The sequence below is a fragment of the Type-D symbiont of Plautia stali genome (assembly GCF_001485335.1).
GTDB classification, from domain to species: domain Bacteria; phylum Pseudomonadota; class Gammaproteobacteria; order Enterobacterales; family Enterobacteriaceae; genus Pantoea; species Pantoea vagans_C.
The window spans coordinates 1-24,555 of record NZ_BBOC01000033.1; the positions used below are offsets into that span (position 1 = coordinate 1).

Here is a 24,555-nt window from a genome sequence, read left to right on the forward strand (position 1 = left end):
GGTGCACTCCGCATCGAAATACATCAGCGGCCACAGCGATGTGGTAGCGGGTTTGGTGATCGCCAGCCAGCAGCACATCAACAACATCGCCCGTCACATCAGCCCATTCCTGGGAGGAAAACTCTCTGCCCATGAAGCCTCGCTGCTGATGCGCGGTCTGCGCACGCTGCCCATACGCATGAAACACCACCATCAAAGCGGTATGGCGCTGGCCGAGCAGTTACACGCCCATCCGCAAGTCACGGCGGTGTGTCATCCGGGACTCCAGCCACAGCCCTGGTCCACGCTGCGCGGGTACAGCGGCTTGTTTGCTTTCGAAGTCACTGAGCAGATCGATATCCCGGCCTTTTGCAACGCCCTCCAGCTGTTCCATATGGGCGTCAGCTGGGGTGGATTTGAAAGTCTGGTGATGCCAGCCATCTCAGTCATCAACCAGGCCAGTGAATTCAACTCTGCTGTCGATTTTGGCGTCTCTCCACGTTTGATCCGCATCTCGATTGGATTAGAAGAGACCGACGACCTGTGGGCCGACCTGCAACAGGCCCTTGCTACCGCCACGCGTGCGTAAACACCTCCAGGAGAATCTGCAATGACAACCCGTTTCGCTTTAAAAGCACTGGTTTTAGCCGTTGGATTGGGTTCAGCGTTCAGCAGTATGGCTGCAAAACTCACCGTGGTTGAGGTGATCACCAGCCCGCCGCGCACTGAACTGCTGCAGAAAATGCTGGATGAATACAAAACAGAACATCCTGGAACCGAGATTGAGTTGATATCGCTGCCGTGGGGTCAGGCATTCGAAAAACTGGGCACCATGCTGCAAAGCGGGCAAGTGCCCGATGTAGTGGAAATGCCTGACACCTGGCAAGGGCTCTACGCCAGCAACAATATGCTGGTGGATCTCGAACCTCGGCTTAAAAGCTGGGATGGCACGGCGCAGTTAACCGACAAAACCCTGGCGATGGCGCGTGCCGCCAACGGTAAAGCCACCATGGTGCCTTACGGCTTCTATCTGCGTGCCCTGTTCTGGAATAAAAAACTGTTCCAGCAGGCCGGTTTAAGCGAGCCGCCGAAAACCATGGACGAGTTCGCCAGCGATGCCAAGCGCATCAGCCAACTTGGTAACGGTATCAGCGGCTACTGTATGCGCGGCGGTGTCGGTGGCACTAATGCCTGGATGATGTTTATGGCGGCCATGAATGGCTCACCGGACTTCTTCGACAAAGCAGGCAACAGCACCCTGACCCAACCCGGCGCACTCAAGGGCGCGCAGTTGCTGGTGGACATGTATAAGCAAGGTGGCGCACCGAAAGACAGCGTGAACTGGGGCTTTAACGAGATCGTTTCCGGCTTCTATTCCGGTAAATGCGCGATGCTGGATCAGGACCCTGACGCATTAATTGCGATCAAAAACAGCATGGCCGCTGATGATTTTGCTGTCGCGCCGATGCCGGTCGGGCCTTCGGGTAAAGCCTTCCCCACCATTGGCTACACCGGCTGGGCGATGTTTAAACAGGGCAAACAACAAGATCTCGCCTGGCCGCTGATCACCTTCCTGAGTAACAAAACCAATAACCTGGCGTGGGCGAAATTCGTCGGCACATTACCAATCTACAAAGGCGCCGAACAGGACCCGTTCTACCAGACACCGCAGTTTGCTGGCTGGTTCAAGGAACTAAACGATCCCAACTATGTGCCACTGACCATGCCGACCCACCTGAAGGGCTGGGGTTATTTCAACTCCGTGATCGTCAAGGAGAGCAGCCAGGAAACCTTGTTAGGTGAAAACGACACGGAAGACATGGTGAAAGACTGGGCAAAATACCTCACTAAAGAGCAGAAAAGCTGGCTCGCCACGCAATAATTTAACGCAGCGCGGAGAACAATGATGATGCTTGAAACTTCACTGCCCGCCAGCTCTCCGCGCCCGCGCTATGCGCGCTGGCTGCGGCTGGCTGAACCCTGGTTTTATCTCTCACCAGGCTTACTGCTGATCGCCCTGTTTATCTTTGTTCCGATGGCGATCGGTATCTCATATGCGTTCCAGAGCATGAACCTGCTCAATCCGATGGATTCCGGTTGGGTCGGCTGGGACAACTTTGCTGAGATGTTTGATGACCGGCACTTCTTTAAGGCGCTTGGGCACACGCTTAACTGGACGCTCAGTTCCCTACTGCTGCAATTCCTTTTCGGCCTCGCCCTGGCCTTGCTGCTCAATCGCGAATTTCGTTTTCGTCGCTGGGTACAGGCGCTGGTGTTTTACCCTGGGCAGTACCCGCCTTCCTCTCGGGTCTGACGTGGTCATGGCTGCTCAACCCGGTGGTGGGTCCGCTGCCACAATGGCTGAGTGACCTGGGATTGCTCAGTGAGCCTTATAACATTCTCTCCGATCCCCAACTGGCCATGTGGGGGCCGATCATCGCTAACGTGTGGTTTGGCATCCCGTTCTTTGCCATCACGCTGCTGGCGGCGTTGCAATCCATCCCGAAAGACCTGTATGAAGCCGCCTCGATAGACGGTGCCAGCGGCTGGCAGCAGTTCTGCCGCGTCACACTGCCGTTCCTGGCGCCAATGATCGCCATCACCGTGATGTTGCGTACCATCTGGATTGCGAATTTCGCCGATCTGATTGTAGTGATGACCGACGGCGGCCCCGCAGGATCGACCTCGATTCTCTCCAGCTACATCTTTACCACCGCCTACCGCAAACTTGACTTTGGTTATGCCTCGGCGATGGCGGTATTCCTGTTGCTGCTGATGACCTGTTACGCGCTGGTATTGCTGCGTATCCGCCATCAACTGCTGAAATAAGGAGAGCCTATGAAATTGTTACCGCTGATCGGACATCGCTTCAGTATCGCGTTGTACTTACTGTTCGCGCTGTTTCCATTGTACTGGATCATCAAAATCTCGGTGACCCCGGATCAGCTGCTGTTTAGCCAGGGCGTCACGTTGTGGCCGAAAGGCTTTACGCTCGGTCATTTCCAGAAAGTGCTGACTGACAGTGATTTCCCGACGTTTTTCAGTAACAGCCTGATCGTCTCTTTTAGCACCGCATTGCTTACCACCTTGATTGCCACCGGCGCAGGCTACGCGTTCTCACGTTTTCAATTTCGCGGCAAAGTGGTAATGGCGGCACTGTTGCTGTTTACCCAAATGTTCCCGCTGGTCATGATCATCGCCCCCATTTATCGCGTGATGGCCCCGCTGGGGCTCACCAACAGTCTGTTGGGCCTGATCCTGATCTACACCGCGTTCAACGTGCCGTTTGCCACCTTTTTGATGCAGTCATTTTTTGATGCTATCCCCAAAGACCTCGAAGAGTCGGCGATGCTGGAGGGCTGTACTCGTTTTCAGGCGCTGTATCGCGTTTTAGTGCCGCTCACACTGCCGGGCATGGCCGCTACGCTGGGGTTTGTCTTTACCGCGGCATGGAGCGAGTTGCTGTTCTCGCTAATGCTAATCAACAAAAACGAAGTGATGACCTTCCCGGTGGGACTGCTCAGCTTCGTCTCTAAGTTTGCCGTTTCCTGGGGCGAGATGATGGCAGCAGCGGTGATGGCACTGATTCCCGCCTGTCTGTTCTTTGCCTTTATTCAACGTTATCTGGTTCAGGGTCTCACCGCTGGCGCGGTTAAGGGGTAATACATGGCAGAAATTACACTGGCGCAGATCGACAAACGCTACGGCAATGTTGAAGTGCTGCGCGATATCAACCTGACCATCAACGACGGCGAGTTCGTGGTGCTGGTAGGGCCGTCCGGCTGTGGCAAATCGACGCTGCTGCGTACCATCGCCGGATTAGAATTGGCGAGTGGCGGCGATATCCGCATCGGCAAACAGCTGATGAACGATGTTGCGCCCAAGGATCGTGATATCTCGATGGTGTTTCAGAGCTATGCGCTCTATCCGCACCTCACCGTGGCGCGCAATATGGGCTTCAGCCTGGAGATTCAAAAGCGTCCACGCGCAGAGATAGAAGAGAAAGTGAAACGCGCAGCGGATATTCTGAATTTGACGCATCTACTGGATCGTCGACCAAAAGAGCTGTCTGGCGGGCAGCGTCAGCGTGTGGCGATGGGCCGTGCCATTGTGCGTCAGCCGCAGGTGTTTCTGTTTGATGAGCCCCTTTCCAACCTGGATGCTCAGTTGCGCGGCAAGATGCGCGTGGAGATTAAACGTCTGCACCAGCAAATGAACAACACCATCGTGTATGTCACACACGACCAGGTCGAAGCAATGACATTGGCCGACCGCATCGTGGTGCTTAATCATGGTGTGATTCAGCAGGTGGGTACACCGTTAGAACTCTACGACACGCCGACCAATAAGTTTGTCGCCAGCTTTATCGGATCGCCCTCTATGAACTTTATCAACGGCGTGGTCAGTCGCGATGGGGTGCGCATCAGTGACAACACCTGTCTGCCTGCTAATCCCGCATGGGCCGTTCAGCAGGATGGCCGTGAAGTGATTTACGGTATCCGCCCTGAAAACATCGCTCTGGCTGCAGCGGACGCGGCTCACGCCTTATCGCTTGAAGTGTCGCTGGTCGAACCCACCGGCTTATCTGAGTTGATTCATGGCACGATCCACGGCCATGACGTGATGCTGTTTACCACCCAGCGTTCCGGTGCTGCACCCGGCGATATTATCCCGGTGGAAATGGATTATTCACGCGCCATGCTGTTTGACGCCGCGTCGCAAAAGCGTTTGTAGTTCTTGCGCGTTGCGATGTGCGCAACACGGTGTTGCCGGGTTACGTTTACCTGTTGTGCCCGGCAGATGGTAGTTTTGATGCTATGGCATTTCGCCACAGTGACAGATAAAGGAACCCTATGAGCATCATCAACCCCGCCGGTTTAAAAGCGCGTAGCTATTACAATCACGTGAAAATTCGGCCTGGCACGCCGGTGTTTCCTACCGGCCAGGTCGCCTGGGATGCCGAAGGTAATGTGGTGGGCATCGGTGATATGCAGCAGCAGGTTGAGCAGGTTTACGCCAATATTGATCTGCTCCTGGAGGGGTTAGGCGCGCAACGTGACTGGATTGTGCGCACCACGACTTACGTCACTGATTTAGCGCTGGTGCCACACATCCATCCAGTGCGGCAACGTTTTTTTGCCGGACTGGAATTGCCCGCCAGTACGCTGTTTCAGATTTCAGCACTGGCCGAACCGGAACTGTTGCTGGAGATTGATGTGGTGATTATGGTTCCGTAACACTGATGGGGGCTTTAATCCTGGTGCGCATCAATGCGCACCCTAAAAAACCGCGCCGATCGTCGCAGGGTTGCCATTTATGGCGACCAACAGCGTTGAAGGGGCGGCCATCACGCCGCCCGCTGCCGCTACAATTCACTCAGCTGATGAAACCCGCGATCGAGATACACCAACGGACGTGCATCGGCATTAGGATGCATTACGCCCGTCACTTCACCGAGGAAAATCGCGTGGGTATGCCAGTCAACGATGTTGGCCACGCGGCACGAAAACGCCACCAGCGCGTCGGCTGCCATCGGTGAACCTTGCGCATCATCCTGCCATTGCCCGGAGGCAAAACGTTCATCACGACGTGCCGAGTTGCTGAAAACATCGACCAGTTCTAGCGCTTCTGCCGCCAATACGTTGACGCAAAAATGGCCACTCTTCGCAATCATCTCAAACATCGAAGCGCTGCGATTGACGCATACCAACAGTGTTGGCGGTTCCGCACTGACAGAGGTCACTGCCGTGGCAATCATTCCGCCAGGCAGCTGATTGAAGCGTGTAGTAATCAGGCAAACGCCAGCGGCGAGCTGGCGCATTCCGCCACGATAAGCATCGGCAACAGAGGGTAAAACCAGAGCGTCTGTCATCATGCCCCCTCGCTAAAGGAACGAGCAATCCGCCCTTCAATCGGATGATGAGGATCAACCGGTCCGAGGGTAGAGCTTTTGCCGGGTGAGACTAAGCGATCGCAAAACACCTCATCATCCTCTGTCCAGGGACACTCCAGCGCAGCAAGGCCATCTTGCCACTGCTCGAAAGTGCGCGGCCCTACTAACGTGCTGGTCACGAGATGATTGCGCATCACCCATTGCTGCGCGAAATGCGCTGGTTTACGTCCGGTACGTTCGGCATAGGCTGCCAGCTCACTCGCCACCTGCAAGGATTCCGGTCGCCATTCGGCTTCCATCATGCGGGGGTCGGCGCGTCCCGCGCGGCTGTTGCTATCCGGAGCGGCGCCAACCGCGTACTTCCCGGTCAGAATGCCGCGTGCTAACGGGCTGTAGCAGACGGCGCCTGCGCCGAAATACGCGGCGGACGGCAACACTTCCACCTCGGCTTCGCGGTTCACCAGGTTATACAGTGGCTGGGTGGCAACCGGCCCGCAGATGCCCGCTTCCCGTGCCAAATGCACGGTCTCCGCTAAGCGCCAGGCTTTGAAATTGGACACCGCAAAGTATCCGATCTTACCCTCTCGAATCAGGTCAGCGAAGGCTAAGACCATCTCTTCCAGCGGTGCGGCGAAATCGGCTTTGTGCATATAGAGCACGTCGATGTAATCGGTGCCGAGCCGTGCTAATGAGCCATGTACCGCTTCACGGATCCATTTGCGCGACATGCCGCGTTGATTCGGCCCATCACCCATTGGGTTGCCGACTTTGGTCGCCAGCACCCAACTGTCACGATCGGTGGCGATCGCCCGGCCGACCACGCGCTCAGATTCACCCTTGTTGTACATATCGGCGGTATCGATAAAGTTGACGCCACTGGCGCGGGCGTCCGCAATGATGCGCTGTGAAGTGGCTTCATCCGTGGCCCCACCAAACATCATGGTGCCAAGGCAGATTTCAGAGACCTTCAGCCCACTGCGCCCGAGATAACGGTATTGCATGCAAACATCCTCAGTGCGATTAAAGTCAGCTATTTATTGCGGGATCACGGCGGTAGTGGCGATCTCCACCAGGAACTCTGGGCGTACCATCTCCAGCTTCACGCAGAAACGCGCTGGCAAAATGGTCGGGAAATAGCTCACGTAGATTTCGTTGAATTTGTGGTAATCGTCGAGGTCGCGCAGGAAAATTTGATTCATCACCACGTGATCCATACTGCTGCCAGCTGACTCCAGCACCACTTTGATGCTGTCGAGCACGCGACGGGTTTGCACTTCAATGTCGCCAATACCCACAAGGCTGCCATCCACCGGATCGGTAGAAAGCATCCCGGCGACGTAAACATGGTTGCCGGCTTTTACGCCCCAGTTGAGGTGGTTAAGCCCTGTGGCGGTTTTCCCGATAATCCAGCCTTCCGGATTGATTGCCTGATTCATCTTCTTCTCCTGATTATTGAAATGATTAACTTCTGGAACCGCGTAAGAAAGGCCGCCCGAGATCAGCAGGCGCTGCGCCTGCTTTACCCATCATCACCCAGGCAATCAGCGCCACGGCAAACGGCATCGCCATTAACAGTGATGGCGCGATATTCACGCCGATGTACTGCCCCTGGAACTGCAAGGCTTCGAGCAGGCCAAGTACAATCGCCACCAGCAGCACGCGCAGCGGCATCCAGCGCGCAAAGATCGTGATTGCAATCGCCAGATAGCCACGCCCGGCCGTCATGTTGTCAACGAAGGTGCCACCCGAAGCCACGATGCACAGATAGGCTCCGCCTAATCCGGCCATCACGCCGGTGAACAAGGTGGCGCTAAAGCGGATACTTAGCACGGAGTGACCGGCTGCATCGGCGGCCATGGCGTTCTCACCCACAGCACGGATCAATAAACCCGCGCGGGTGAAGCGCAACAGCGCCCAGAGCGCCACCGCGACCAGTACCGCGATGTAGAACACCGGGCTTTGAGAAAACAGTGCACGACCCACCACCGGTAAATCTGACAGCCCCGGCAACTTCATCATGGAAACAGCCCGCATCGATCCCGCTGGTGGCGCGCCACTCAGCCACAGCTGACGCATCAACGAAGTCACGCCAATGGCAAACAGGTTAAAACCAATGCCCATGACTATTTGATTGGCGCGCGCCAGTACCGTGCCCAGTGCCAGCAGCAGTGCAGCCAGGCAGCCCCCTGCCATGCCGGTCAGCAGCGCGATAATCGGTGAACCGCTGAACATTAATCCCAGTGCGGAAGACGCAGCCCCGAACAACATCAAGCCTTCCAGTCCGATGGTAAAAACCCCTGCGCGCTCAGAAATAGTTTCGCCCAACGCCGCCAGTAACACCGGGACGCAGAGACGTAATCCCCCCGCCAGAAACAGCGCCAGGGTTACAGTGTTGAATTCCATACCGGCCTCCCTTTCACCAGCATCACGCCGCTCAATACCGCCAGAATCAAAATCGGCATGCCGCCCAGCACATCAGCCAGTGCTGCCGGAATCGAGAAGGTGCTCTGCAATGCCAGCGCTGCGCTATTGATTGCGCCAAAATAGAACGAGACGATCACTGCGCCGAACGGCTGTAGCCCAGCCAAAAACGACACCGCCAGTCCTTCGAATCCCAGCCCGGATGAGAAGCCGTCAATCAGTCGATACTGCACGCCAAGCACTTCAAAGGTCCCAGCCAACCCACTGACCGCGCCGGAAATCGCCATGCTGGTCAGCACGGTTTTCGTCGCCGATTGGCCCTGCAACCGGACAAAACGGGGGCTTTGTCCGCTGGCACGTAACCGAAGACCAAACGCGGTGTGGTTCAGCATCACCCATACGGCCAAGGCAATCAGCAGTGCCAGAAACACCCCAGCGTGCAGACGCGTGCCCTCAATCACCTGCTGGAACACGCCATCCGTGGGGATCTGCGCAGACATATTGAAATTGGAGCCCACTGGACGCATCGGCCCTTGCACCAGATATTTCAGCGTGTAGATGGCGATAAAGTTCATCATTAGCGTCACGATGATTTCATCTACGCCGCGCCACACTTTCAGTAAGGCTGGGATGGCGCCCCATATTGCCCCGCATAGCGCACCACTCAGAATGGCCAGCGGCAACAGCAAAGGACCGGCATCGCCAAAAGCCAAAAACGGCAACATGGCACCGATAGCTCCCATTTGCAGCTGCCCCTCACCGCCGAGATTGAACATCCCGCCACGGATGGCAATTAAAGCCCCGAGCGCCACTAACAGACGCGGCGTCATAAATACCAGCGTATCGGAGAGCGCACGCACCGAACCTAATGCGCCCTCAAAGGCGGTGCTGATCGCGGCTTGCAGCGGCACGCCAAGCGCGGCGATCAGCGCCAGGCCGAGGATCAGCGATCCTATAAAGGCGGTGAGCGTGACCCACAGCGAACGTGATGCGCTGAGCTGGATTAGCCAGCGACGCAAGCCCGCGCGGGTTTCCGTCAGTGCGGCCATAGATTCAGACATGTACTCCTCCTGCAGCCTTTACTGGCTCGCTGCGACCAGAAGTCATCAGCGTGCCAATCCGTTCAATGTTCATCGCCTCGCCGGTGACTTCACCGGTAATGCGCCCCCCGTTCATCACCACAATGCGATCGGACACACGAATCAGTTCTTCGATATTGGAAGAGATGATCAAAACTGTGGTACCTGCGTCCGCAGCCTCTGCCAGTCGCATCAGCACGGCTTCAGCCGCTGCGATATCCAGCCCGCGCGTCGGCTGATACACCACGATGATCGAGGCCGACTGCGCCATGGCTCGTGCCACCACAATTTTCTGTTGATTACCGCCTGACAATGAACGCGCCGGACTGGCGTGAGAGTGGGTGCGAATATCGGATTGGTCGATCATCTCGTTGGCACGAACGGCAATCGCCGCGTGATTGAGCAAACCAAAACGGCGATAAGCACCCTGCATAATGTCGGGATAAAGCAGGTTATGTGACACCGGCAGATCCAGTGATAGACCTTCGTGATGACGGTCCTGCGGTACCAGTGCCAACGTGATTTGAGCATGGCTGCGTTGGACCTCACCGCTCTCTGGTTGCTGCTCTCCCGCCAGCACGGCAAACAACTCGCTCTGCCCATTGCCTTCAACGCCCGCGACGCCAATCACTTCGCCTGCATTTAGCGTCAGGTTGATATCCTGCAAGCCGGGAGAGCCGTTGCCTGGCCGCTGATGGACTGACAACAACTGCAGTTGCGCTTCGCCCGCCGCACGCTGTGCCCCGAGCCGCGTGCCGCTGCTGACTGCACGGCCAACAATCATCTCGACTAATTGCGCTGCTGAACTGTCTGCTGTCATCCCACTACCGCTGTTTTTACCCCGGCGTAAGATGGTGTAACGGTCGGCATTGGCCAGTACCTCATCCACGTTATGGGTGACCACTGCAACGGCAGTCCCCTTATCACTGATGCGGCGCAGCGTGACGTAGAGATCGCGGATCTCCGAGGGTGTGAGAATGGTGGACGGCTCATCCAGCAGCAGCACTCGGGTGTCGTTTACCAGCGCCTTGAGGATCTCGACCCTTTGCTGCAATGCCAGCGGCAAATGACCGACGATGGCAGTGGGATCCAGTTCAACGCCGTAACGCTGCATAAAGGCACGAATATCAGCGTGACGGCGTAACTTTTTCCGCTGTTCACCGCGCGCTACCAGCGCCAGGTTTTCGGCGACGGTAAAAGGTGCCACCAGTTTGAAATGCTGATGCACCATCCCGATACCGTTGGCGATAGCATCGGCGGGCCGACGATGGAGCACTTGTCGCCCGCCCATCAGCACGCCGCCTTCGCTCGGTTCGTGCACGCCATACAGAATGTTCATTAAAGTGGATTTACCCGCCCCGTTCTCACCCAGCAACGCGTGAATTTCTCCGGGATAGAGTGACAGCGACACTTTTTCCAGCGCCACGAAACCGTTGGCATAACGCTTCGAGACATGGTCGAGTTCAATGAGCGGGTCAGTCATCGGTTACTCCTCAATCTTGACCTTGCCAGACTTGAGGTCAGCAATGACCTGGAACACTTTGTCCTGCACCGATTTATCAACATGGGCAAACGGCGTCGACAGCGTCCAACCTTGCGTAGACAGATTTTCGGTGATGATGCGATTGCCTAACTGGTGATCGGCATAGTGCTTGCCGATGTCCGCGTAGGATTTATCAAAGTTCATCACCGTTGAGGTCATGATGGAGTTCGGGAAGGATTTGGATTGATCGGTATAAGAACCGATGGTCAGCACGCCCTCTTCATCCGCGGCCTGTTGAATGCCCGCATCGGCGGTATCAGCAGACGGGATAACAAAATCAGCACCGCGCGCAATCGCCCCGGTGGCAATCTCTTTGGCGCGCGCCACATCGGTAAAGGAGCCGACATAAGCGGAATCAACCTGCACTTTCGGGTTCACATAGGCCGCGCCTTTCTTAATAAACTGCACGGTACGCTCAGCGGAAGGAATCGGCTCACCGCTGATCACCGCGATATGACCGGATTTACTGGCGCTGGCCGCCAGTGCGCCAAGTACGAACCCGTATTCGTCCCAGTCCACAGACCATGCAGAGTAGTTCGGCAAGTTAGCGGTAGAGCCTTCATAGGAGTAGAGCACGAACTGGGTATTTGGGAATGATGGTGCCACTTCTTTAATCGCGGCCGAATAGCCGGAAGAGTGGGCAATAATCAGTTTCACGCCATCAGAAGCGAGTTGGCGCAGCACCGAAGGCGCAGCTTCATAGGTGGTGTGCTCCAGATAACTTGGTGCAAAACCCTCTTTGTTTGCCATGGACTTGAAAGCCGCATAGCCCGCCATATCCCATGAGCCCTGCGTCACCGTTTGGGTGAATAACGCCGCCACACGCGGTTTGCTTTCGTCTGCCTGAACAGTGTTGCTGGCGAATACCGCCGCCACCGCTAACGCTACCATCATCTTTATTTTCATCGTTCGACTCCCGGCAAAGTAATTAAGGTTGATTGCAGAAGCGCTTTTAATAGCGCCCTTAGGATGCGTTTAATGATTTTTGATATGCCCGCGCGTGGGTGTTCACGCCGTGATGCTCCAGCACTTCCAGCACCTCAGTGCCGACGATGCGCAGGTCATCGATAAAGTCCGGCACAATCACGGTGACGCCATCCAGTTGCGCACCTTTAACGATCGCCGCCAGCTTGTTGCCGATGGTTTCAGCCGATCCCACCAGCGCCGCGCGCGTCATGGAATTGCGCTGCTCACCCTGTGAAACAAAGCGTTGCGCCATGGTGTTTTGTTTAAAGCTCTTATCACCGGAGTATTCGCGGGTCTGATTGTCCAGCGCGATGGTGTCAACGCCTGCGTCATACAACGCCACACGCTCACGCGCTTCGGCATCGGTAGCGCCCGGCACGATGGTGAATAAGCCGTAGGTTTTGAAATCGGGTTTACCCTGTTGCATCGCCAACTCTTTGGCGCGCAGCCCGGTTTTAATGAAGTCATCATGATCTGAACCGAGCATAAAGCTGCCGGTGCAGTGCTCCATGGTGAACAGGAAGCCGCGATCCGAGGCTCCCGCACAGATGATGGGTGGAGCAGACTTAGGTTTCGGATTCGACATGCAATCCGTGAGCTGATAGTGCTTGCCCTGATGATCAACCCGATCTTCACTCCACAAGCGTTTCAGCACCGTCAACCACTCGGCGGCCAGCTCGTAGCGTTCTGCGTGATCGAGATCCATCCACAATCCCATCTGGCCCTGATCGGTAGGATTCGAACCGGAAACAATGTTGAGGCCAAAACGCCCGTTGGAGATCTGATCCAGCACCGCGGTCATTTTTGCCACCACCGCCGGGTGAAACACCATGGTGTGCACCGTGCCCCAGACGCCAATCCGGCTGGTGGCTTCGGCCAGGCCCGCCATGGTAGTCAGGCTTTCTAACGTAACATCCCAGTGACGTGATGGACCGCCGTAGCCGCGCCATTTCGCCATCGATAACGCAAAATCGAATCCGAGCTGTTCCGCCAGAATCGTCACCTGTTTGTTGTAGTCATAGGTTGCTGGCAACTGAGGGCTGGTCGTGGAGGTGATCCAGCCGCCATTACCTACCGGCAAAAACACACCGAACTCGACATTGCGATTTTCACAACTGCTCATCAAGACGCTCCTTAATTCATGACGCTGACGCGTAAATGCCCGCGATAAACTCGCGTGTGATTTGGTTAAACAGATCGGTTTCGGTCTCTGAAAAGCTGTGGCCACCGTGCGGCACGATTTTCAGTTCGGCGTGCGGGATATTTTCCGCCAGCAAGCGCGACTGATAAGGCGGCGTCAGGATGTCGTCCTGCGCGCACAACACCAGTGTGGGCGTTTGAATTTCGGCCAGTGCCGCAGTGGCATCGTGCGCCATAATGGCGTCAATGCGGCTCAGTACTACTTCGCGAGCCGGGAAGCGCGTGGCCGAAGCCAGCAAGGCTGGCGACAGCGTAGCGGCATGGTTTTTAATGTGCTCTGGCGGATACAGGAACAGCGCACTGCCGTGCACATACTCTTCTATTGTGCTGCCGAGCAGCAGCGCACGGCGCATGCGGAAGCACCAGTTAAAATGCATATCGGATTTCGCCCAACTGGCGTATTGCACCATGCCTGCGAGCAAGTCCGGATGACGCGCTGCCAGCAACTGGCCAATTGCACCACCGGTTGAATGCCCAATCAGCACCGGGCGCGCTAACTTCAGTTCCGCTATCAGCGCCGCTAAATCTTCCACCAGGGTAGCAATGCTGTAAGGTCCGGCTGGATGGTCTGAACTGCCTGCGCCGCGTTGATCGTAAGTCACCACGGTATAGTCCTGTTTAAAAGCCTTGACCTGTGGTTGCCAGTACGCGGCCGTGCCTCCTAATCCGGAGACAAAAATAATTGCCGGACCCGTTCCTTCAATTTCGTAATGCGTTCGAATTCCGTTAGTCATTATGTCCGGCATGGCTTTCCCCTTGTTGGCGTAAACTTTTCAGGTTCTGATTGAAATTCTTCGATGGGCAATTGATACCATGCACATTGCCACCTGCTGTAATATCGAATGCAGCACACCGTGTTGCCGCTTTTAGAACACCTGAAACGCGTGAAATAACCCGGTAAATTTCCTCACTTTTTATTTCACCAATAAGGGAAAGTTATTATGAAAGAGGTGGTTAAGGCAGCTAAATATGGTTAGTTAAATTCCCGGCAAACATACTTAAGGAACTGATGCGCGGCAAAAGAGAGGGTGCGATCGCGATGGACGCATATTTCAATGTTGGCCGATTCCATCGCGTCATTATCAATCGGGATAGCACGCAACATATTCTGCTCAATCTCTCGCGCGGCAATCTGTTTGGGCCCGATGGTCAATGTGCGCCCCGCTATCGCCATGGCTTTGGTGAGTTCCAGGTTGTTGGTATTGACGATAGATTGCGGATGCAGATGCAAACTGCGCGTGACCCGGTCAAAGGTTTGCCGCATGCCAAAACTGGAAACCGGCAAGGCGATGGGATAAAAGCAGATATCTTCCAACGTGAGAGACGCGTGTTGGGCCAACGGATGTTGCGGCGAGACCAGGCACTGAATTGGTGCAGGACAGCGCTTAATCACTTCTATTCCAGGGCGGTCGCCCATATTGAACACAATGCCAATATCAATCTCGTCACGAATAATCGCTTCGATAGTGCGGTCTGACGATTCGCTATTTATTGAGAACTGTATCGCCGGGTAGTGTTCATTAAAATCGGTCATGATGCGCGGCAAAATCGCCTGTACCACCGCTTCAATCACCCATATTTTCACTTCCCCTTCACGCAGCCCTTTTAAATTCTTAATGGATTCATGGATGCGGTCGAGATCACGACACATCTTGCGCGTAAAGCGCTCCAGCATCATACCGGCGGGCGTCAAACGAATGCCGGTATTGGTTCGCTCAAGCAACATCACGCCCAGCGTGTGTTCCAGCAAGGCTATCTGCCGACTGATCGCTGAAGGCGCAACGTGCATTCGGTCTGCTGCACGCCGGATCGAGCCGGTAGCGGCCACTTCATTGAAGTATTTGTAGGTATTGAGGTTCACGGACATCTCCAGCAAAGGACGGCATTATTGCTGGAGAGGATGCAAGAGTTATTCCATTCGTTGGGGGGATGGTTTACAACGGCAACCCCGTCATCCCTTTCACTTCTTTCAACACAAACATACTCTGCATCTCTTTAATACCCGGCAGGCGGCGAATCACTGACATAGCAAATTCCGCGTAAGCATCCATATCCGCAGAAACCACCTGTAATAAGAAATCGGCATCACCACCGATGCTGTAGCAAGAAACCACCTTGTCGAGCGCCGTGACTTCTGCTTCAAACTTCCGCGCTTCGGCTTCACTGTGGCTGTCGATGGTGACTCGCACAAAGACCATCACATTCAGGCCAATCTTGCGACGATTGAGGACAGCACGATACCCCTGGATAACCTGATCCTCCTCCAGCTTACGGACTTTACGCCAGGTGGGCGATGCAGAGAGACCAATGGTATCGGCGAGTTGTTGATTGGTGATACGCGCATCCTACTGCAGGAGTTCGAGAATGTTGATATCAGTCTTGCTGAGGCTCATAGAAGGATAATCCTTCCCTGTAATGGATGATTATGGAACGGTTTATCCTTAATTGCCGATTTTTGCAATGGATTACGCAAGCACTTTTCTCTTCGGCTGAAGCATAATTTTTATCAGCTGAAACGAGCAGCCCCCAAGAAGAACTCAACGTCTCAAGGAGTGAACACATGCAATTCGATGCAAACCATCACCGCTGTACCATTGTTATCGACAACCAACTGCCTGCCGGGCTGGCGATGAATGCTGCCAGCGTGATTGGTATTAGTTTTGGCAAGTTAATCGATAATTTGGTCGGGCCAGACCAGCAAAGCGGCGACGGATTGAATTATCCCGGCGTGATATACGCGCCTCTACCAGTGTTGCTGGCCGAGGGAAACACCTTGCGCGAGCTACAAAAAACCAGTAGCGCGGATGTTGAAATCTTTGCCATGCCCTTCAGCGCACTGGCTCAATCCTGCAAAACCTATGATGAGTACGGCGAGCGTATTGCCAGCGCTCGCAGTGAAAATATTGAACTGGTGGCCATCGGTCTGATTGGGCCGAAGAAGAAAATTACCCGCCTGACGGGCAATCTAAAACTCTACCGTTAAACTGACTGTGCAGCAGCAAACCCTGCGGGGGGTTGGCCCACGTAACGGGTAAACGCCACGCTAAAGGCACTGGCCGAACGATATCCCACGCGTTCAGCCACCTCTGCCACGGCCATATTTTTACCGCGCAGCAAGTTTTTGGCCAACGCCATTCGCCAGGTGAGCAGATACATCATTGGCGCGACGCCCACCGCTTCCCGAAAGCGCACAAAGAAAGCAGAGCGTGATAGCGCAGCGGCTTTCGCCAGTTGGGCAACCGTCCAGGCATGCGCCGGATTGGCGTGCATTTCGCGGATAGCCGATGCCAGGCGTTCATCCGCTAAGCCACGCATCACGCCGGGGCAGGCGTTGCAGAGTGGCATCGATCGCAGCGCCTCTATCAGCAGCAGTTCCAGCAAGCGCTCTAACACCACATGCCGTGCAGGGCGCTGGGCGCGGCACTCATCCATCACCAGTTCTACCAAAGTGGCGAGACGTGATTCACCGCGAATATGCATAAACTGAGGCAATAACGAGACGATCAACCCCGCATCGGGCGCAGCAAACTGGCAATAGCCAATCAGCGTTTGCACTTCTGCTGGCTGGTGCCGATCGCCGATCCAGAACTCCCCTGGACCGAGCATCTCTGGCAACGTTTCTGGTGCATCGATGTCCGGCGGTTCGGCGCTGGTCATGCAAAATTCCCACGCGGCGGGGACCAAAACAAAATCGCCCTGCTCCAGCGCTATCGGATCGTGCCCTTTCATCTTTAACTGACTGCGGCCTTCCAGCACCAGACAGTAGAACGGCTGTCCGGTTTCACTGCGCTGCACCCGCCAGCGACCATTAGCGCGTGCACGTTTTGAAAAGGCCGCTTGCGGTTGCAGCAGCGACACCATCTCCGCTAAAGGATCAATCATTATGGACTCCGGCGAATGAATAATGGACTTTGCGTTGTAGTGAGTCCATATCGCTGACTCTATAGTGAGCATCTACCCAATGCAATGCAGGAGTGAAAGATGAAAACGATTCTAATCACCGGCTGTTCTTCTGGCTTTGGTCACGCGACGGCACTCTATTTTCTGGAGCGCGGCTGGAAGGTGATCGCGACCATGCGCAATCCGCGGCCTGAACTTTTCCCTGACTCCGATCATCTGCGCCTGTTGCCGCTAGATGTCAGTAACGCAGACAGCATCAAGCACGCCATTGACGAGGCGGGTGATATCGATGTGCTGGTGAATAATGCAGGGATTGGCGTGCTGAGCGCGCTGGAAGGCACGCCAATGTCAACAGTACGCGAGGTGTTTGAGACTAACACGCTCGGCACTATTGCCATGACGCAGGCTGTGCTGCCGCAGTTTCGCGCAAAACGTGGCGGCACGGTGGTCAATGTGACATCGACGGTGACGCTGAAATCACTGCCGCTGCTGGCGGTGTATACCGGCAGTAAGGCTGCCGTGAATGCGTTTACCGAGTCGCTGGCGCTGGAGTTACAGCCCTTCAACGTCAATGTTCGCCTGGTTTTGCCGGGCCTCGCCCCCACCACCGATTTCGGTAAAAACGCCATGTCACGAATGGAGGAGACTTTCCTCGAAGCCTATCAACCAATGCTGGAGGGCATCATGGCAGGGATGCATCAACCCCAGCCCACCACCAAAGCCGAAGATGTTGCCGAGGCGGTGTGGCGCGCAGCCACCGATCCACACGCGCCAATGCGTATTCCGGCTGGCGAAGATGCGGTGGCCGTTGCGAATGAAGTCAGGTAGTTGCTGTTGTCGCGGCGGCCCTCGGGCCGCCCGTCACCTTTCCCTTGAATACATCCAAACTGAGGGTATTAGCAATCTTAAAAACGAACCGCTATGTTATTCCCCTCTTAGGGAAATGGAGGTTCACTGATGCAAATTAGCCTGCTGACCAACCAAATGGCGTTGCTGAATGACGTGACACAGATGTTGCATCGTGAATGGTGCGATCTTGCTAATTGGTGTGATGTTGCTGTGATTGAACAGCGATTACGGCAGCGCAATGCCGTTAATGCCCAAACCCTCACCTTGGTTGCCACCAGCACTGAAGGTGAACTGATGGCCACCGCCAGTATCATCCATTACGAATTAGATGATCACGCCGAGCGTGAGTTTTGGTTGGGCGAGGTGATAACGGCGCGAGACCATCGCGGCAAAGGACTCGCGAGTGCCTTAGTCACACGACTCATTGCCGAAGCACGCGCAAGATCGATCCCCTCACTCTGGTTGTATACGCCGGACCAACAGGCACTTTATCGCCGCTTTGGCTGGCAGGATGTGGAGCAGCGGGAAATCTCAGGGGAAACGGTGACCATTATGGCCCTCGCGCTTTAAGACGCTTGTGCCAGTTGTTGCAGAGCCGCTAACCCATCACGCGCAATCCAGGTTCGCAGTGGCGCGAATAGCGGTTGCGGAAGATTTTCCGGGGCAAACCACTGCCAGCCTTCACATTTCTCCGGCTCGCGAGTTTGTGGTTCGCCTTGTGGGTCTTGCGCCACCAGCAGCAGCGTAATGTAGTGCTTATTGACCTCGGGAAAGACATCGCTGACAAACGCGCCGTTGTTTAACTCACCCAAGACTAAACCTGTCTCTTCCAGTACTTCCCGTCGCGCACAATCCTCCGGCGATTCACCAAACTCCAGATGCCCGCCGGGGGCTGACCAGTCTCCCGATCCGTGGCTGCCTTTGCGACGCCCCAGCAGTAATTTACCCTCACGGAAAATCAACACACCCACTCCTACCTGTGGTGACATTACGGCTCCTGATTTTTACTGGTTAAAGTTGAAAATAGGTATTTTAAAGAAGTGCGCATAAATGCGCACCCTACAAGAACCGTGCTTCATCGCTGTTGGGTCATCATGAACGGCGCAGTAGAAGCATCATGGCCTCAGCCATTTTTTGCCCTTTTGACAACACTCACTGAAGGTGATGAGCAGGCTGGTGCCACACCGGGGCAGGCATCCGCAGCGCTGAGCTGAGCGAGTATGCCAGGAGAGCCCGCAGGACGCGGGCGAAAGGTGGCGCTGGAACATGGATGTTCCATCGGCACCGGTCCGTAAGGCAGACGAGTAAAGTGAAGGCACCGCGACAGCGGCGCGAGGACCGCCAGCCCCGGTGTGGCTCCAGACTGCGTTATCGTCAGTCACTTGAATCACAAGCTTTACGCCATTTATGGCGCCTAAAGACAGCACACCAAATCACTCAATGCCAATCGGCTGATAGCCCTGCCACTCAGGGCGGAAAGATTCGCCATTGGCGTCTGGGGTTAAATGGATATACATATCCCCCACTTTTTCCAGCAACAGACAATCATCCACATCCTTCAGATTGTCTTTGTGCTGATGATCCGCACCCGGCAGCAGGTTGGCTAAACCTTTGGCTTTGGCTTCTTTAACATCCTTTGCCACAAACAGATCAAAGGCATGCAACTCCGCCAACGTGGAAGGATGGTACGCACCGGCATTGACGAAGAACAGCTTTTCGCTGCCCGTGGCGGGTGTATCAGACAACGACACACGATAACCATCCGCCCAAGTTACACGGGCATAGCCATCAACATGGATTTTATCGGCATCGCCAAACCAGGCATCTCGTAGCGCGGGCCAGGCATCTTCTGGCTGTTCAGCGGCAACAAACTGAATGTCATGCACTTCAATATTAGATTTCCCGGCATTGCCGCCAACGTAAAAGATAAACAGATTCACGTAATCATTTCCTTTTGATGAACAAAGATAAGGTGAAAGCAGCGTTATAAAACATGATATACAGCGAAACAACCGTTTCCTGCCGCAATTAATTATGCCATCTGCGGTTTGAACCGCCGCGCCATCATCATCAATATCACAATCCCTACACCCATCATTGCCCATGCGCTGTCTAACGAAGCCACGCGATCACGGACGATACCGGCAATCAGTGGCATCAACGCGGCCAGTAAATATCCCCCACCTTGCACGAAGGATAACAACGCGCCTGCTTCTTCTGGCGAATGTGCATGATCCAGAGTGACGATTAAGGAAAGCGGAAATAACGCACCAATCCCCAATCCCAGCAACAGCGTCGGCATCCAGGCATTAGCACCGCCAAGCCACATCAGGCTAAGCAACCCGAGTAAAATCGATGTGAGCACCAGCATAAGCGGGCCACGACGATCGCGGAAACGATGGATCAACGCCGTCAACACAAATCCCGCGACCACTTCTGTCAAGGTCAGCGCCCCCAGCACATAGCCACTTTGCTGCGGCAGCCAGCCATATTGCATGTAAAACGGTGGCAACCAGGCTAACACCAGCGTATAGGCACCGGTTCCGATGCCAAAGAACACCATCAGCAGCCAGGCTCGACCGGATAATGCCACTTTAAGACGCGGTGGTGAAAGGGATGGCGCGCCAGGACGTAAGGTCATCAACCATAACAGCAGCGCAATCACCGCGGGTATCACCGGAATCGCCAATGTCATGCCCAAGCCACGTGCGTCGGCCAAGGGTGCAGCCGTGGCGGCAGCCAGCGCCGCACCAGCCATAATCCCGGTGGTGAAAAGCGCCATTAACGTGCCGGCGTTCGCCGCAAAATGGCGCTTAATCAACGCGGGCATCAAGGCTTGAATCAAGCCAATACCGACACCTGCCACCACGGCACTGACGATCAATACCCACGCGGATGGCGCCACACCGCGCGCCAGACAGGCCAATGCCAAAAGCACTAAACCTGCTGCAATGCCCCTGACTTCGCCCAACGCGCGCAGCAGCATTGGCCCAGCCAGCGCCGCCAGTCCCATCATGATTACCGGTAAAGTGGTGAGTAAACTCAGCAGCGTGGCGTTAAGCTGCGCGTCGCGTTGCAATAACGGAAACAGCGGCCCCATTGCCGCCATAATCGGGCGTAAATTCAGTGCGATAATAAAAACCAGTACGGCAAACATGCCGATTGCAGGTAAGGTACGATTCACTTGGCATCTCCTTGTGCGTCAAAGTATCTTAACGTTAAGATACTTTTCAGCCGCGCGAAAGTGGGATGCGCACAAAGCAACAAATCATCAATGTAGAAATGCCACATCAGAAAGGGAGAAAAATGGCCGATCACGTAGACTTTGTAACGGAACAGTGGGCCAAGGCGATGCCTGAACTGGACGCCTCTTCTATGGCGGTATTTGGCCGCATGCTGCGCATCATGAAGCACCTCGCTATAGCACGAGCGGAAGCGCTGGCCCCGTTTGATTTCCATGACGGCGAATTTGATGTGCTGGCCACGCTGCGTCGCGCGGGGGCACCCTATTGCCTTTCTCCTACGCAGTTGTACAAATCGCTGCTGGTCACCTCGGGGGCGATGACAAATCGTCTCAACCGCCTGGCCGAGGCTGGATCCATCGAACGCGTAGCCGATCCCGATGATAAGCGCAGCATGTTGGTCACGTTGACGGAGGCAGGGCGCGAAAAGATTGAACAGGCATTGCTGGTGCATACCCAGACGCAAAATGCACTCCTCGCAACGCTGGATGGCACACAGCAACAACAGTTGAAGCTGTTACTCAGTCAGTTACTGCAAGCAACAGAACACCAACCGTAAGCATTGCTACGAGGGATGTGTCAAAATATGAATTAATTCAGCGCGCTTTCCGCTATGTTACGTCGTATGCAACGCATTTTATGGATAATACATGAGCACTAAATACGCCCCCTCGCAGATTTTTCTCCACTGGCTAACCTTCGTGCTGGTGGCCACTGCTTATTGCACCATGGAGTTTCGCGGTCTGGCGACGCGTGGTTCATGGCAAGGATTTGCCATGATCATCGGTCATTTCAGCGCGGGCAGTTGTGTGCTGGTACTGATGCTCTCGCGCGTCATGCTGCGTTTCCGTCATCGTAGCCCGGCGATTGTGCCCAAACCGCCACACTGGCAAACCGGCCTGGCGCATCTGATGCATCTGGCGATCTACCTGTTCTTTATTGTGCTGCCTATCCTCGGGATTTTGTCTCGCTTCTATATGGGTCGCACTTGGTGGATTTTCGGCATTCCAATGCCGGTGAGCAGCGATCCCGATCCGGATTTTGCTGACAGCATTGCAGACTGGCATGAGACGTTAGCGCCCTATGGTTACTGGTTGATCGGCATTCACGCCCTCGCCGCTCTGGCTCACCATTACCTGTTTAAAGACAACACGCTGCTGCGCATGATGCCCTCGCGCCGTTCGCGTTAATCCTGCCTTCTCCGCCCGGTAACCGCGCTTGCCGGGCGGCCAAAATAACGCTGAAACGCCACGCTAAAATTGCGTGGATACTGATAGCCCACCTGCCATGCCGCCTGTGCCACCTGATATCCCTGCTCCAGTAACTGGTGTGCATGCTCCATTCGCATCTGCAAAAGCAGCGCACCCGGCGTACAGCAAAAGTGATGCTGGAAGCCAGATTTCAGCTGGTATTCACTTAACCCCACAGCCAGCGCTAATGTGGCGAGTGAGAAGTTTTCGGCCAGATGGTCGCGCATCCAGTCCCGCGCTTGCTCGACCTTCTCCATCTGCTGTGGGTGCCGTTTTTGCATAAGCGTCTCGGGCTGAAGCTGATGACGGTGCAGAGCCAGCAAGGTTAACGCCTGAATCTCCAATAGCAGCGGATCATCATGCAGATGTCTGAGCTGTGCCGCAGTTGCTTGCCCGAAGCGGCTAAACAGATGACGCTGCAGACAGGGCCGTAACATAGGTTCCGCATTTGATTCGCCAAAATAGTGTCGGACACTGGCGGCGTTAAGGATCAAGCGTAATTGCTGCACCCGTTCACCCGCACGATACAGGCGCTCTCCCACGCTGCGTTGAAAGCTGGTGACGGTCAGGTGCCCGGCATTAAATGCGATTTCACGCCCGTTGCTTTCACGAAAACGCGATGCGCCTTGCACACCAAAAGTCAGCACCAGTTGCGGCTGATCGCTGCATGCCTGTGACGACTCATGCAAAGGCTGTAATGGCCAGTAGTCCGACTGCACCAGGCGCATGCCTTGTGCCAGATCGAATTGGCGCACGTGCAGTTTTCCGGGTTGTTGCATCATTTCTCCGTTTCGCAGAGTTAATCCACCGCCTCGCAGACAAATGAGAATAAATTGCATTCGCATGAAAGGCTAGTCTGGTGTTCTCACTCTCTGCACAGGACCTTTTATGCATTCACCTCTGCCAACACTGGACGCGCTGCTGGCGCAACATGCACTGAATGGTGCAATCGCGCTGGCATTCGAAAGCCAACTGTTCGATTTCCTGGCGCTACCGGCAACAGCCCTCGAGGTCGCGCAGCATCATGACTGGCAGCCACAGCAGGCTAACCATCTCTTACGCTTACTCTGGAGCCTGGAATTGCTCACGCTGGAAGGCGATTGCTTTGTACTCGCGCCCGGTGCTCATCTGTTTCTGTGCAGCGGCGGTTCGCGCTTCATCGGTGATGCGTGGCGCTATCGCCATCAGGTATTGCAGCAATTTGCCCTGCGGCTACCTCAGTTGCTCACCCAACCGGCAACGGGCTGGCAAGATCCGCTGCAAATAGATACCGCCTGGGCCGATGCAGCACTGCATCAAATTGCTCAGGAACAGCGTGCACTCAGCGCAGAGACCGCCTGCGCTATCGCCGATAGACTGGCGGACTTTCAGCGTCCAGCGCTGTTATTGGATATGGGCGGTGGGCCGGGTTTGATCAGTATTGCTTTAGCAGAGCGATTTCCCCAGCTTTCCGCCATCGTGTTTGACTTGCCACAGACCGCCACCGTGGCACAGCGGAATATCGAGAGAGCGGGACTGACCCACCGCTGTTGTGCTGTGGCGCAATTTCCGCCGCAGCGTCAGGTCGACATCATCTGGAGTTCATCGTTTCTCTATTTCATGGAGGATCGTCAGGCGATGCTGAGTGAGTGGTTTGCGCGGTTAAAACCCGGAGGGTTACTGATCAGTGCTCACGCCGAGGTACCAGATAACCCCGCTGAGGCCCGACAGATCCTGCCTTTCTTCACGCCATTGATGATGCGAGGTTACAGTGTAACCAATGAGGGTGCTTTGGCTATCGCGTTACAGCAAGCGGGGTTTGAGATTGAGGAGACGCAGCGCATGCTGCCGTTCCCGATGTCACCGCTGAACGTGATTCTGGCGCGACGACCTAAAACGTCAAGCTGAAGCTCTCATCCAGTAATGAAAGGATTTCACTGTCCGGCAGGCCATTCTCGAGCGTCAGGCTGATCCAGTGCTCTTTGTTCATATGATAAGCCGGATAGACGCCGTGCTGCTGGCGCAGTGAACCGGTGAGTTCAGGGCGGGTTTTGATATTCATCACATCGACCACGGTTCCCTCGGCTAAACCGAGTTTGTGGCTCTCCAGCGGAAACACCAGTGCAAACCATTTGCGGTGACGCGGATGGCGCAGCACCGCATATGCGCTGTGTTTCTTCCACGGGTAATCGGGTTCGATCTGGTAGGTTTGGCTGATGTGCTTGAACAGATTCTGGCGGTTCATTGCGGCTCC

Annotated in this window: 30 protein-coding genes; 13 read left to right on the plus strand and 17 right to left on the minus strand. The window is 55.2% G+C overall.

Going from position 1 to position 24,555, the window contains the following annotated elements; translation table 11 throughout:
* From PSSD_RS12195 to PSSD_RS12220, 7 genes are all read left to right on the plus strand, one after another.
* The coding region (locus PSSD_RS12195; protein WP_201023813.1) for a PLP-dependent transferase at nucleotides 1–568 on the plus strand (568 nt) is incomplete at its 5' end.
* Between the two features lie 21 nt (nucleotides 569–589).
* The gene (locus PSSD_RS12200) at nucleotides 590–1,861 is read left to right on the plus strand and encodes an ABC transporter substrate-binding protein (RefSeq protein WP_039337423.1); all 1,272 of its coding nucleotides are present in this window, start codon (nucleotides 590–592) and stop codon (nucleotides 1,859–1,861) included.
* A 21-nt stretch (nucleotides 1,862–1,882) separates the two neighbouring features.
* On the plus strand, nucleotides 1,883–2,293 hold the full coding sequence (locus PSSD_RS28120; protein WP_235589223.1) for an ABC transporter permease family protein: 411 nt from the start codon (nucleotides 1,883–1,885) through the stop codon (nucleotides 2,291–2,293).
* 11 nt (nucleotides 2,294–2,304) lie between these two features.
* Nucleotides 2,305–2,808, plus strand: a complete 504-nt coding sequence (locus PSSD_RS28125; RefSeq protein ID WP_235589228.1) for a carbohydrate ABC transporter permease — start codon at nucleotides 2,305–2,307, stop codon at nucleotides 2,806–2,808.
* A gap of 9 nt (nucleotides 2,809–2,817) precedes the next feature.
* A complete protein-coding gene (locus PSSD_RS12210) occupies nucleotides 2,818–3,642 on the plus strand; it encodes a carbohydrate ABC transporter permease (protein WP_058972412.1) in 825 nt (274 codons plus the stop codon).
* Nucleotides 3,643–3,645: 3 nt separating this feature from the next.
* Nucleotides 3,646–4,713: an ABC transporter ATP-binding protein gene (locus PSSD_RS12215; RefSeq protein WP_058972413.1), complete on the plus strand. Its 1,068-nt coding sequence runs from the start codon at nucleotides 3,646–3,648 to the stop codon at nucleotides 4,711–4,713.
* A 119-nt stretch (nucleotides 4,714–4,832) separates the two neighbouring features.
* Nucleotides 4,833–5,216: a RidA family protein gene (locus PSSD_RS12220; protein WP_039337496.1), complete on the plus strand. Its 384-nt coding sequence runs from the start codon at nucleotides 4,833–4,835 to the stop codon at nucleotides 5,214–5,216.
* Between the two features lie 128 nt (nucleotides 5,217–5,344).
* On the opposite strand, the gene PSSD_RS12225 is transcribed toward PSSD_RS12220, so the two are convergent.
* From PSSD_RS12225 to PSSD_RS12275, 11 genes are all read right to left on the minus strand, one after another.
* Nucleotides 5,345–5,854: a flavin reductase family protein gene (locus PSSD_RS12225; RefSeq protein ID WP_064511456.1), complete on the minus strand. Its 510-nt coding sequence runs from the start codon at nucleotides 5,852–5,854 to the stop codon at nucleotides 5,345–5,347.
* Entirely contained in the window at nucleotides 5,851–6,873 is a 1,023-nt protein-coding gene (locus PSSD_RS12230; RefSeq protein ID WP_058972415.1) for an aldo/keto reductase, read from the minus strand. Before PSSD_RS12230 ends, PSSD_RS12225 begins: the two co-directional genes overlap by 4 nt.
* A 33-nt stretch (nucleotides 6,874–6,906) precedes the next feature.
* Nucleotides 6,907–7,308 (minus strand): RidA family protein, encoded by a 402-nt coding sequence (locus tag PSSD_RS12235; RefSeq protein WP_058972416.1) that lies wholly within the window; start codon nucleotides 7,306–7,308, stop codon nucleotides 6,907–6,909.
* Between the two features lie 25 nt (nucleotides 7,309–7,333).
* Nucleotides 7,334–8,275 carry an ABC transporter permease gene (locus PSSD_RS12240; RefSeq protein WP_039335557.1) on the minus strand — a complete coding sequence of 314 codons (942 nt, stop codon included), beginning with the start codon at nucleotides 8,273–8,275 and terminating at the stop codon, nucleotides 7,334–7,336.
* Nucleotides 8,257–9,354, minus strand: a complete 1,098-nt coding sequence (locus tag PSSD_RS12245) for an ABC transporter permease (protein WP_058972417.1) — start codon at nucleotides 9,352–9,354, stop codon at nucleotides 8,257–8,259. Before PSSD_RS12245 ends, PSSD_RS12240 begins: the two co-directional genes overlap by 19 nt.
* Entirely contained in the window at nucleotides 9,347–10,855 is a 1,509-nt protein-coding gene (locus tag PSSD_RS12250; RefSeq protein ID WP_058972418.1) for an ABC transporter ATP-binding protein, read from the minus strand. Before PSSD_RS12250 ends, PSSD_RS12245 begins: the two co-directional genes overlap by 8 nt.
* 3 nt (nucleotides 10,856–10,858) lie before the next feature.
* Nucleotides 10,859–11,821: a BMP family protein gene (locus tag PSSD_RS12255; protein WP_058972419.1), complete on the minus strand. Its 963-nt coding sequence runs from the start codon at nucleotides 11,819–11,821 to the stop codon at nucleotides 10,859–10,861.
* A gap of 58 nt (nucleotides 11,822–11,879) precedes the next feature.
* A complete protein-coding gene (locus PSSD_RS12260) occupies nucleotides 11,880–13,004 on the minus strand; it encodes an LLM class flavin-dependent oxidoreductase (protein WP_039335561.1) in 1,125 nt (374 codons plus the stop codon).
* A gap of 16 nt (nucleotides 13,005–13,020) precedes the next feature.
* A complete protein-coding gene (locus PSSD_RS12265) occupies nucleotides 13,021–13,827 on the minus strand; it encodes an alpha/beta fold hydrolase (RefSeq protein WP_058972420.1) in 807 nt (268 codons plus the stop codon).
* Between the two features lie 227 nt (nucleotides 13,828–14,054).
* Nucleotides 14,055–14,942: a LysR family transcriptional regulator gene (locus tag PSSD_RS12270; RefSeq protein ID WP_058972421.1), complete on the minus strand. Its 888-nt coding sequence runs from the start codon at nucleotides 14,940–14,942 to the stop codon at nucleotides 14,055–14,057.
* Nucleotides 14,943–15,015: 73 nt separating this feature from the next.
* Nucleotides 15,016–15,417 (minus strand): Lrp/AsnC family transcriptional regulator, encoded by a 402-nt coding sequence (locus tag PSSD_RS12275; protein WP_235589229.1) that lies wholly within the window; start codon nucleotides 15,415–15,417, stop codon nucleotides 15,016–15,018.
* 224 nt (nucleotides 15,418–15,641) lie between these two features.
* On the opposite strand from PSSD_RS12275, the gene PSSD_RS12280 reads away from it, so the two are divergent.
* Nucleotides 15,642–16,064 carry a DUF2000 domain-containing protein gene (locus PSSD_RS12280; protein ID WP_058972422.1) on the plus strand — a complete coding sequence of 141 codons (423 nt, stop codon included), beginning with the start codon at nucleotides 15,642–15,644 and terminating at the stop codon, nucleotides 16,062–16,064.
* Here the strand turns inward: PSSD_RS12280 and PSSD_RS12285 are convergent.
* Nucleotides 16,061–16,963: an AraC family transcriptional regulator gene (locus PSSD_RS12285; RefSeq protein WP_058972423.1), complete on the minus strand. Its 903-nt coding sequence runs from the start codon at nucleotides 16,961–16,963 to the stop codon at nucleotides 16,061–16,063. The genes PSSD_RS12280 and PSSD_RS12285 overlap by 4 nt on opposite strands.
* 99 nt (nucleotides 16,964–17,062) lie before the next feature.
* Between PSSD_RS12285 and PSSD_RS12290 the strand changes: the two genes are divergently transcribed.
* Both PSSD_RS12290 and PSSD_RS12295 read left to right on the plus strand, forming a co-directional pair.
* Nucleotides 17,063–17,809, plus strand: coding sequence for an SDR family oxidoreductase (locus PSSD_RS12290; RefSeq protein WP_058972424.1), 747 nt, complete (start codon nucleotides 17,063–17,065; stop codon nucleotides 17,807–17,809).
* Nucleotides 17,810–17,938: 129 nt separating this feature from the next.
* Nucleotides 17,939–18,400, plus strand: coding sequence for a GNAT family N-acetyltransferase (locus tag PSSD_RS12295; RefSeq protein WP_058972425.1), 462 nt, complete (start codon nucleotides 17,939–17,941; stop codon nucleotides 18,398–18,400).
* On the opposite strand, the gene PSSD_RS12300 is transcribed toward PSSD_RS12295, so the two are convergent.
* From PSSD_RS12300 to PSSD_RS12310, 3 genes are all read right to left on the minus strand, one after another.
* Nucleotides 18,397–18,819 (minus strand): nucleotide triphosphate diphosphatase NUDT15, encoded by a 423-nt coding sequence (locus tag PSSD_RS12300; RefSeq protein ID WP_058972426.1) that lies wholly within the window; start codon nucleotides 18,817–18,819, stop codon nucleotides 18,397–18,399. The two genes, PSSD_RS12295 and PSSD_RS12300, sit on opposite strands and share 4 nt — an antisense overlap.
* 444 nt (nucleotides 18,820–19,263) lie before the next feature.
* Nucleotides 19,264–19,770: a DUF1543 domain-containing protein gene (locus tag PSSD_RS12305; RefSeq protein ID WP_058972427.1), complete on the minus strand. Its 507-nt coding sequence runs from the start codon at nucleotides 19,768–19,770 to the stop codon at nucleotides 19,264–19,266.
* A 92-nt stretch (nucleotides 19,771–19,862) separates the two neighbouring features.
* Entirely contained in the window at nucleotides 19,863–21,014 is a 1,152-nt protein-coding gene (locus PSSD_RS12310) for an MFS transporter (protein WP_235589224.1), read from the minus strand.
* A 122-nt stretch (nucleotides 21,015–21,136) separates the two neighbouring features.
* Between PSSD_RS12310 and PSSD_RS12315 the strand changes: the two genes are divergently transcribed.
* Nucleotides 21,137–21,631 (plus strand): MarR family transcriptional regulator, encoded by a 495-nt coding sequence (locus PSSD_RS12315; RefSeq protein WP_058972428.1) that lies wholly within the window; start codon nucleotides 21,137–21,139, stop codon nucleotides 21,629–21,631.
* A 91-nt stretch (nucleotides 21,632–21,722) separates the two neighbouring features.
* On the plus strand, nucleotides 21,723–22,262 hold the full coding sequence (gene cybB / locus PSSD_RS12320) for a cytochrome b561 (protein ID WP_058972429.1): 540 nt from the start codon (nucleotides 21,723–21,725) through the stop codon (nucleotides 22,260–22,262).
* Here the strand turns inward: cybB and PSSD_RS12325 are convergent.
* A complete protein-coding gene (locus PSSD_RS12325) occupies nucleotides 22,259–23,104 on the minus strand; it encodes a helix-turn-helix domain-containing protein (protein WP_058972430.1) in 846 nt (281 codons plus the stop codon). The two genes, cybB and PSSD_RS12325, sit on opposite strands and share 4 nt — an antisense overlap.
* A gap of 106 nt (nucleotides 23,105–23,210) precedes the next feature.
* On the opposite strand from PSSD_RS12325, the gene PSSD_RS12330 reads away from it, so the two are divergent.
* Entirely contained in the window at nucleotides 23,211–24,209 is a 999-nt protein-coding gene (locus tag PSSD_RS12330; protein ID WP_058972431.1) for a class I SAM-dependent methyltransferase, read from the plus strand.
* On the opposite strand, the gene PSSD_RS12335 is transcribed toward PSSD_RS12330, so the two are convergent.
* Entirely contained in the window at nucleotides 24,193–24,546 is a 354-nt protein-coding gene (locus tag PSSD_RS12335; protein WP_058972432.1) for an MmcQ/YjbR family DNA-binding protein, read from the minus strand. The two genes, PSSD_RS12330 and PSSD_RS12335, sit on opposite strands and share 17 nt — an antisense overlap.
* Nucleotides 24,547–24,555: the final 9 nt, after the last annotated feature.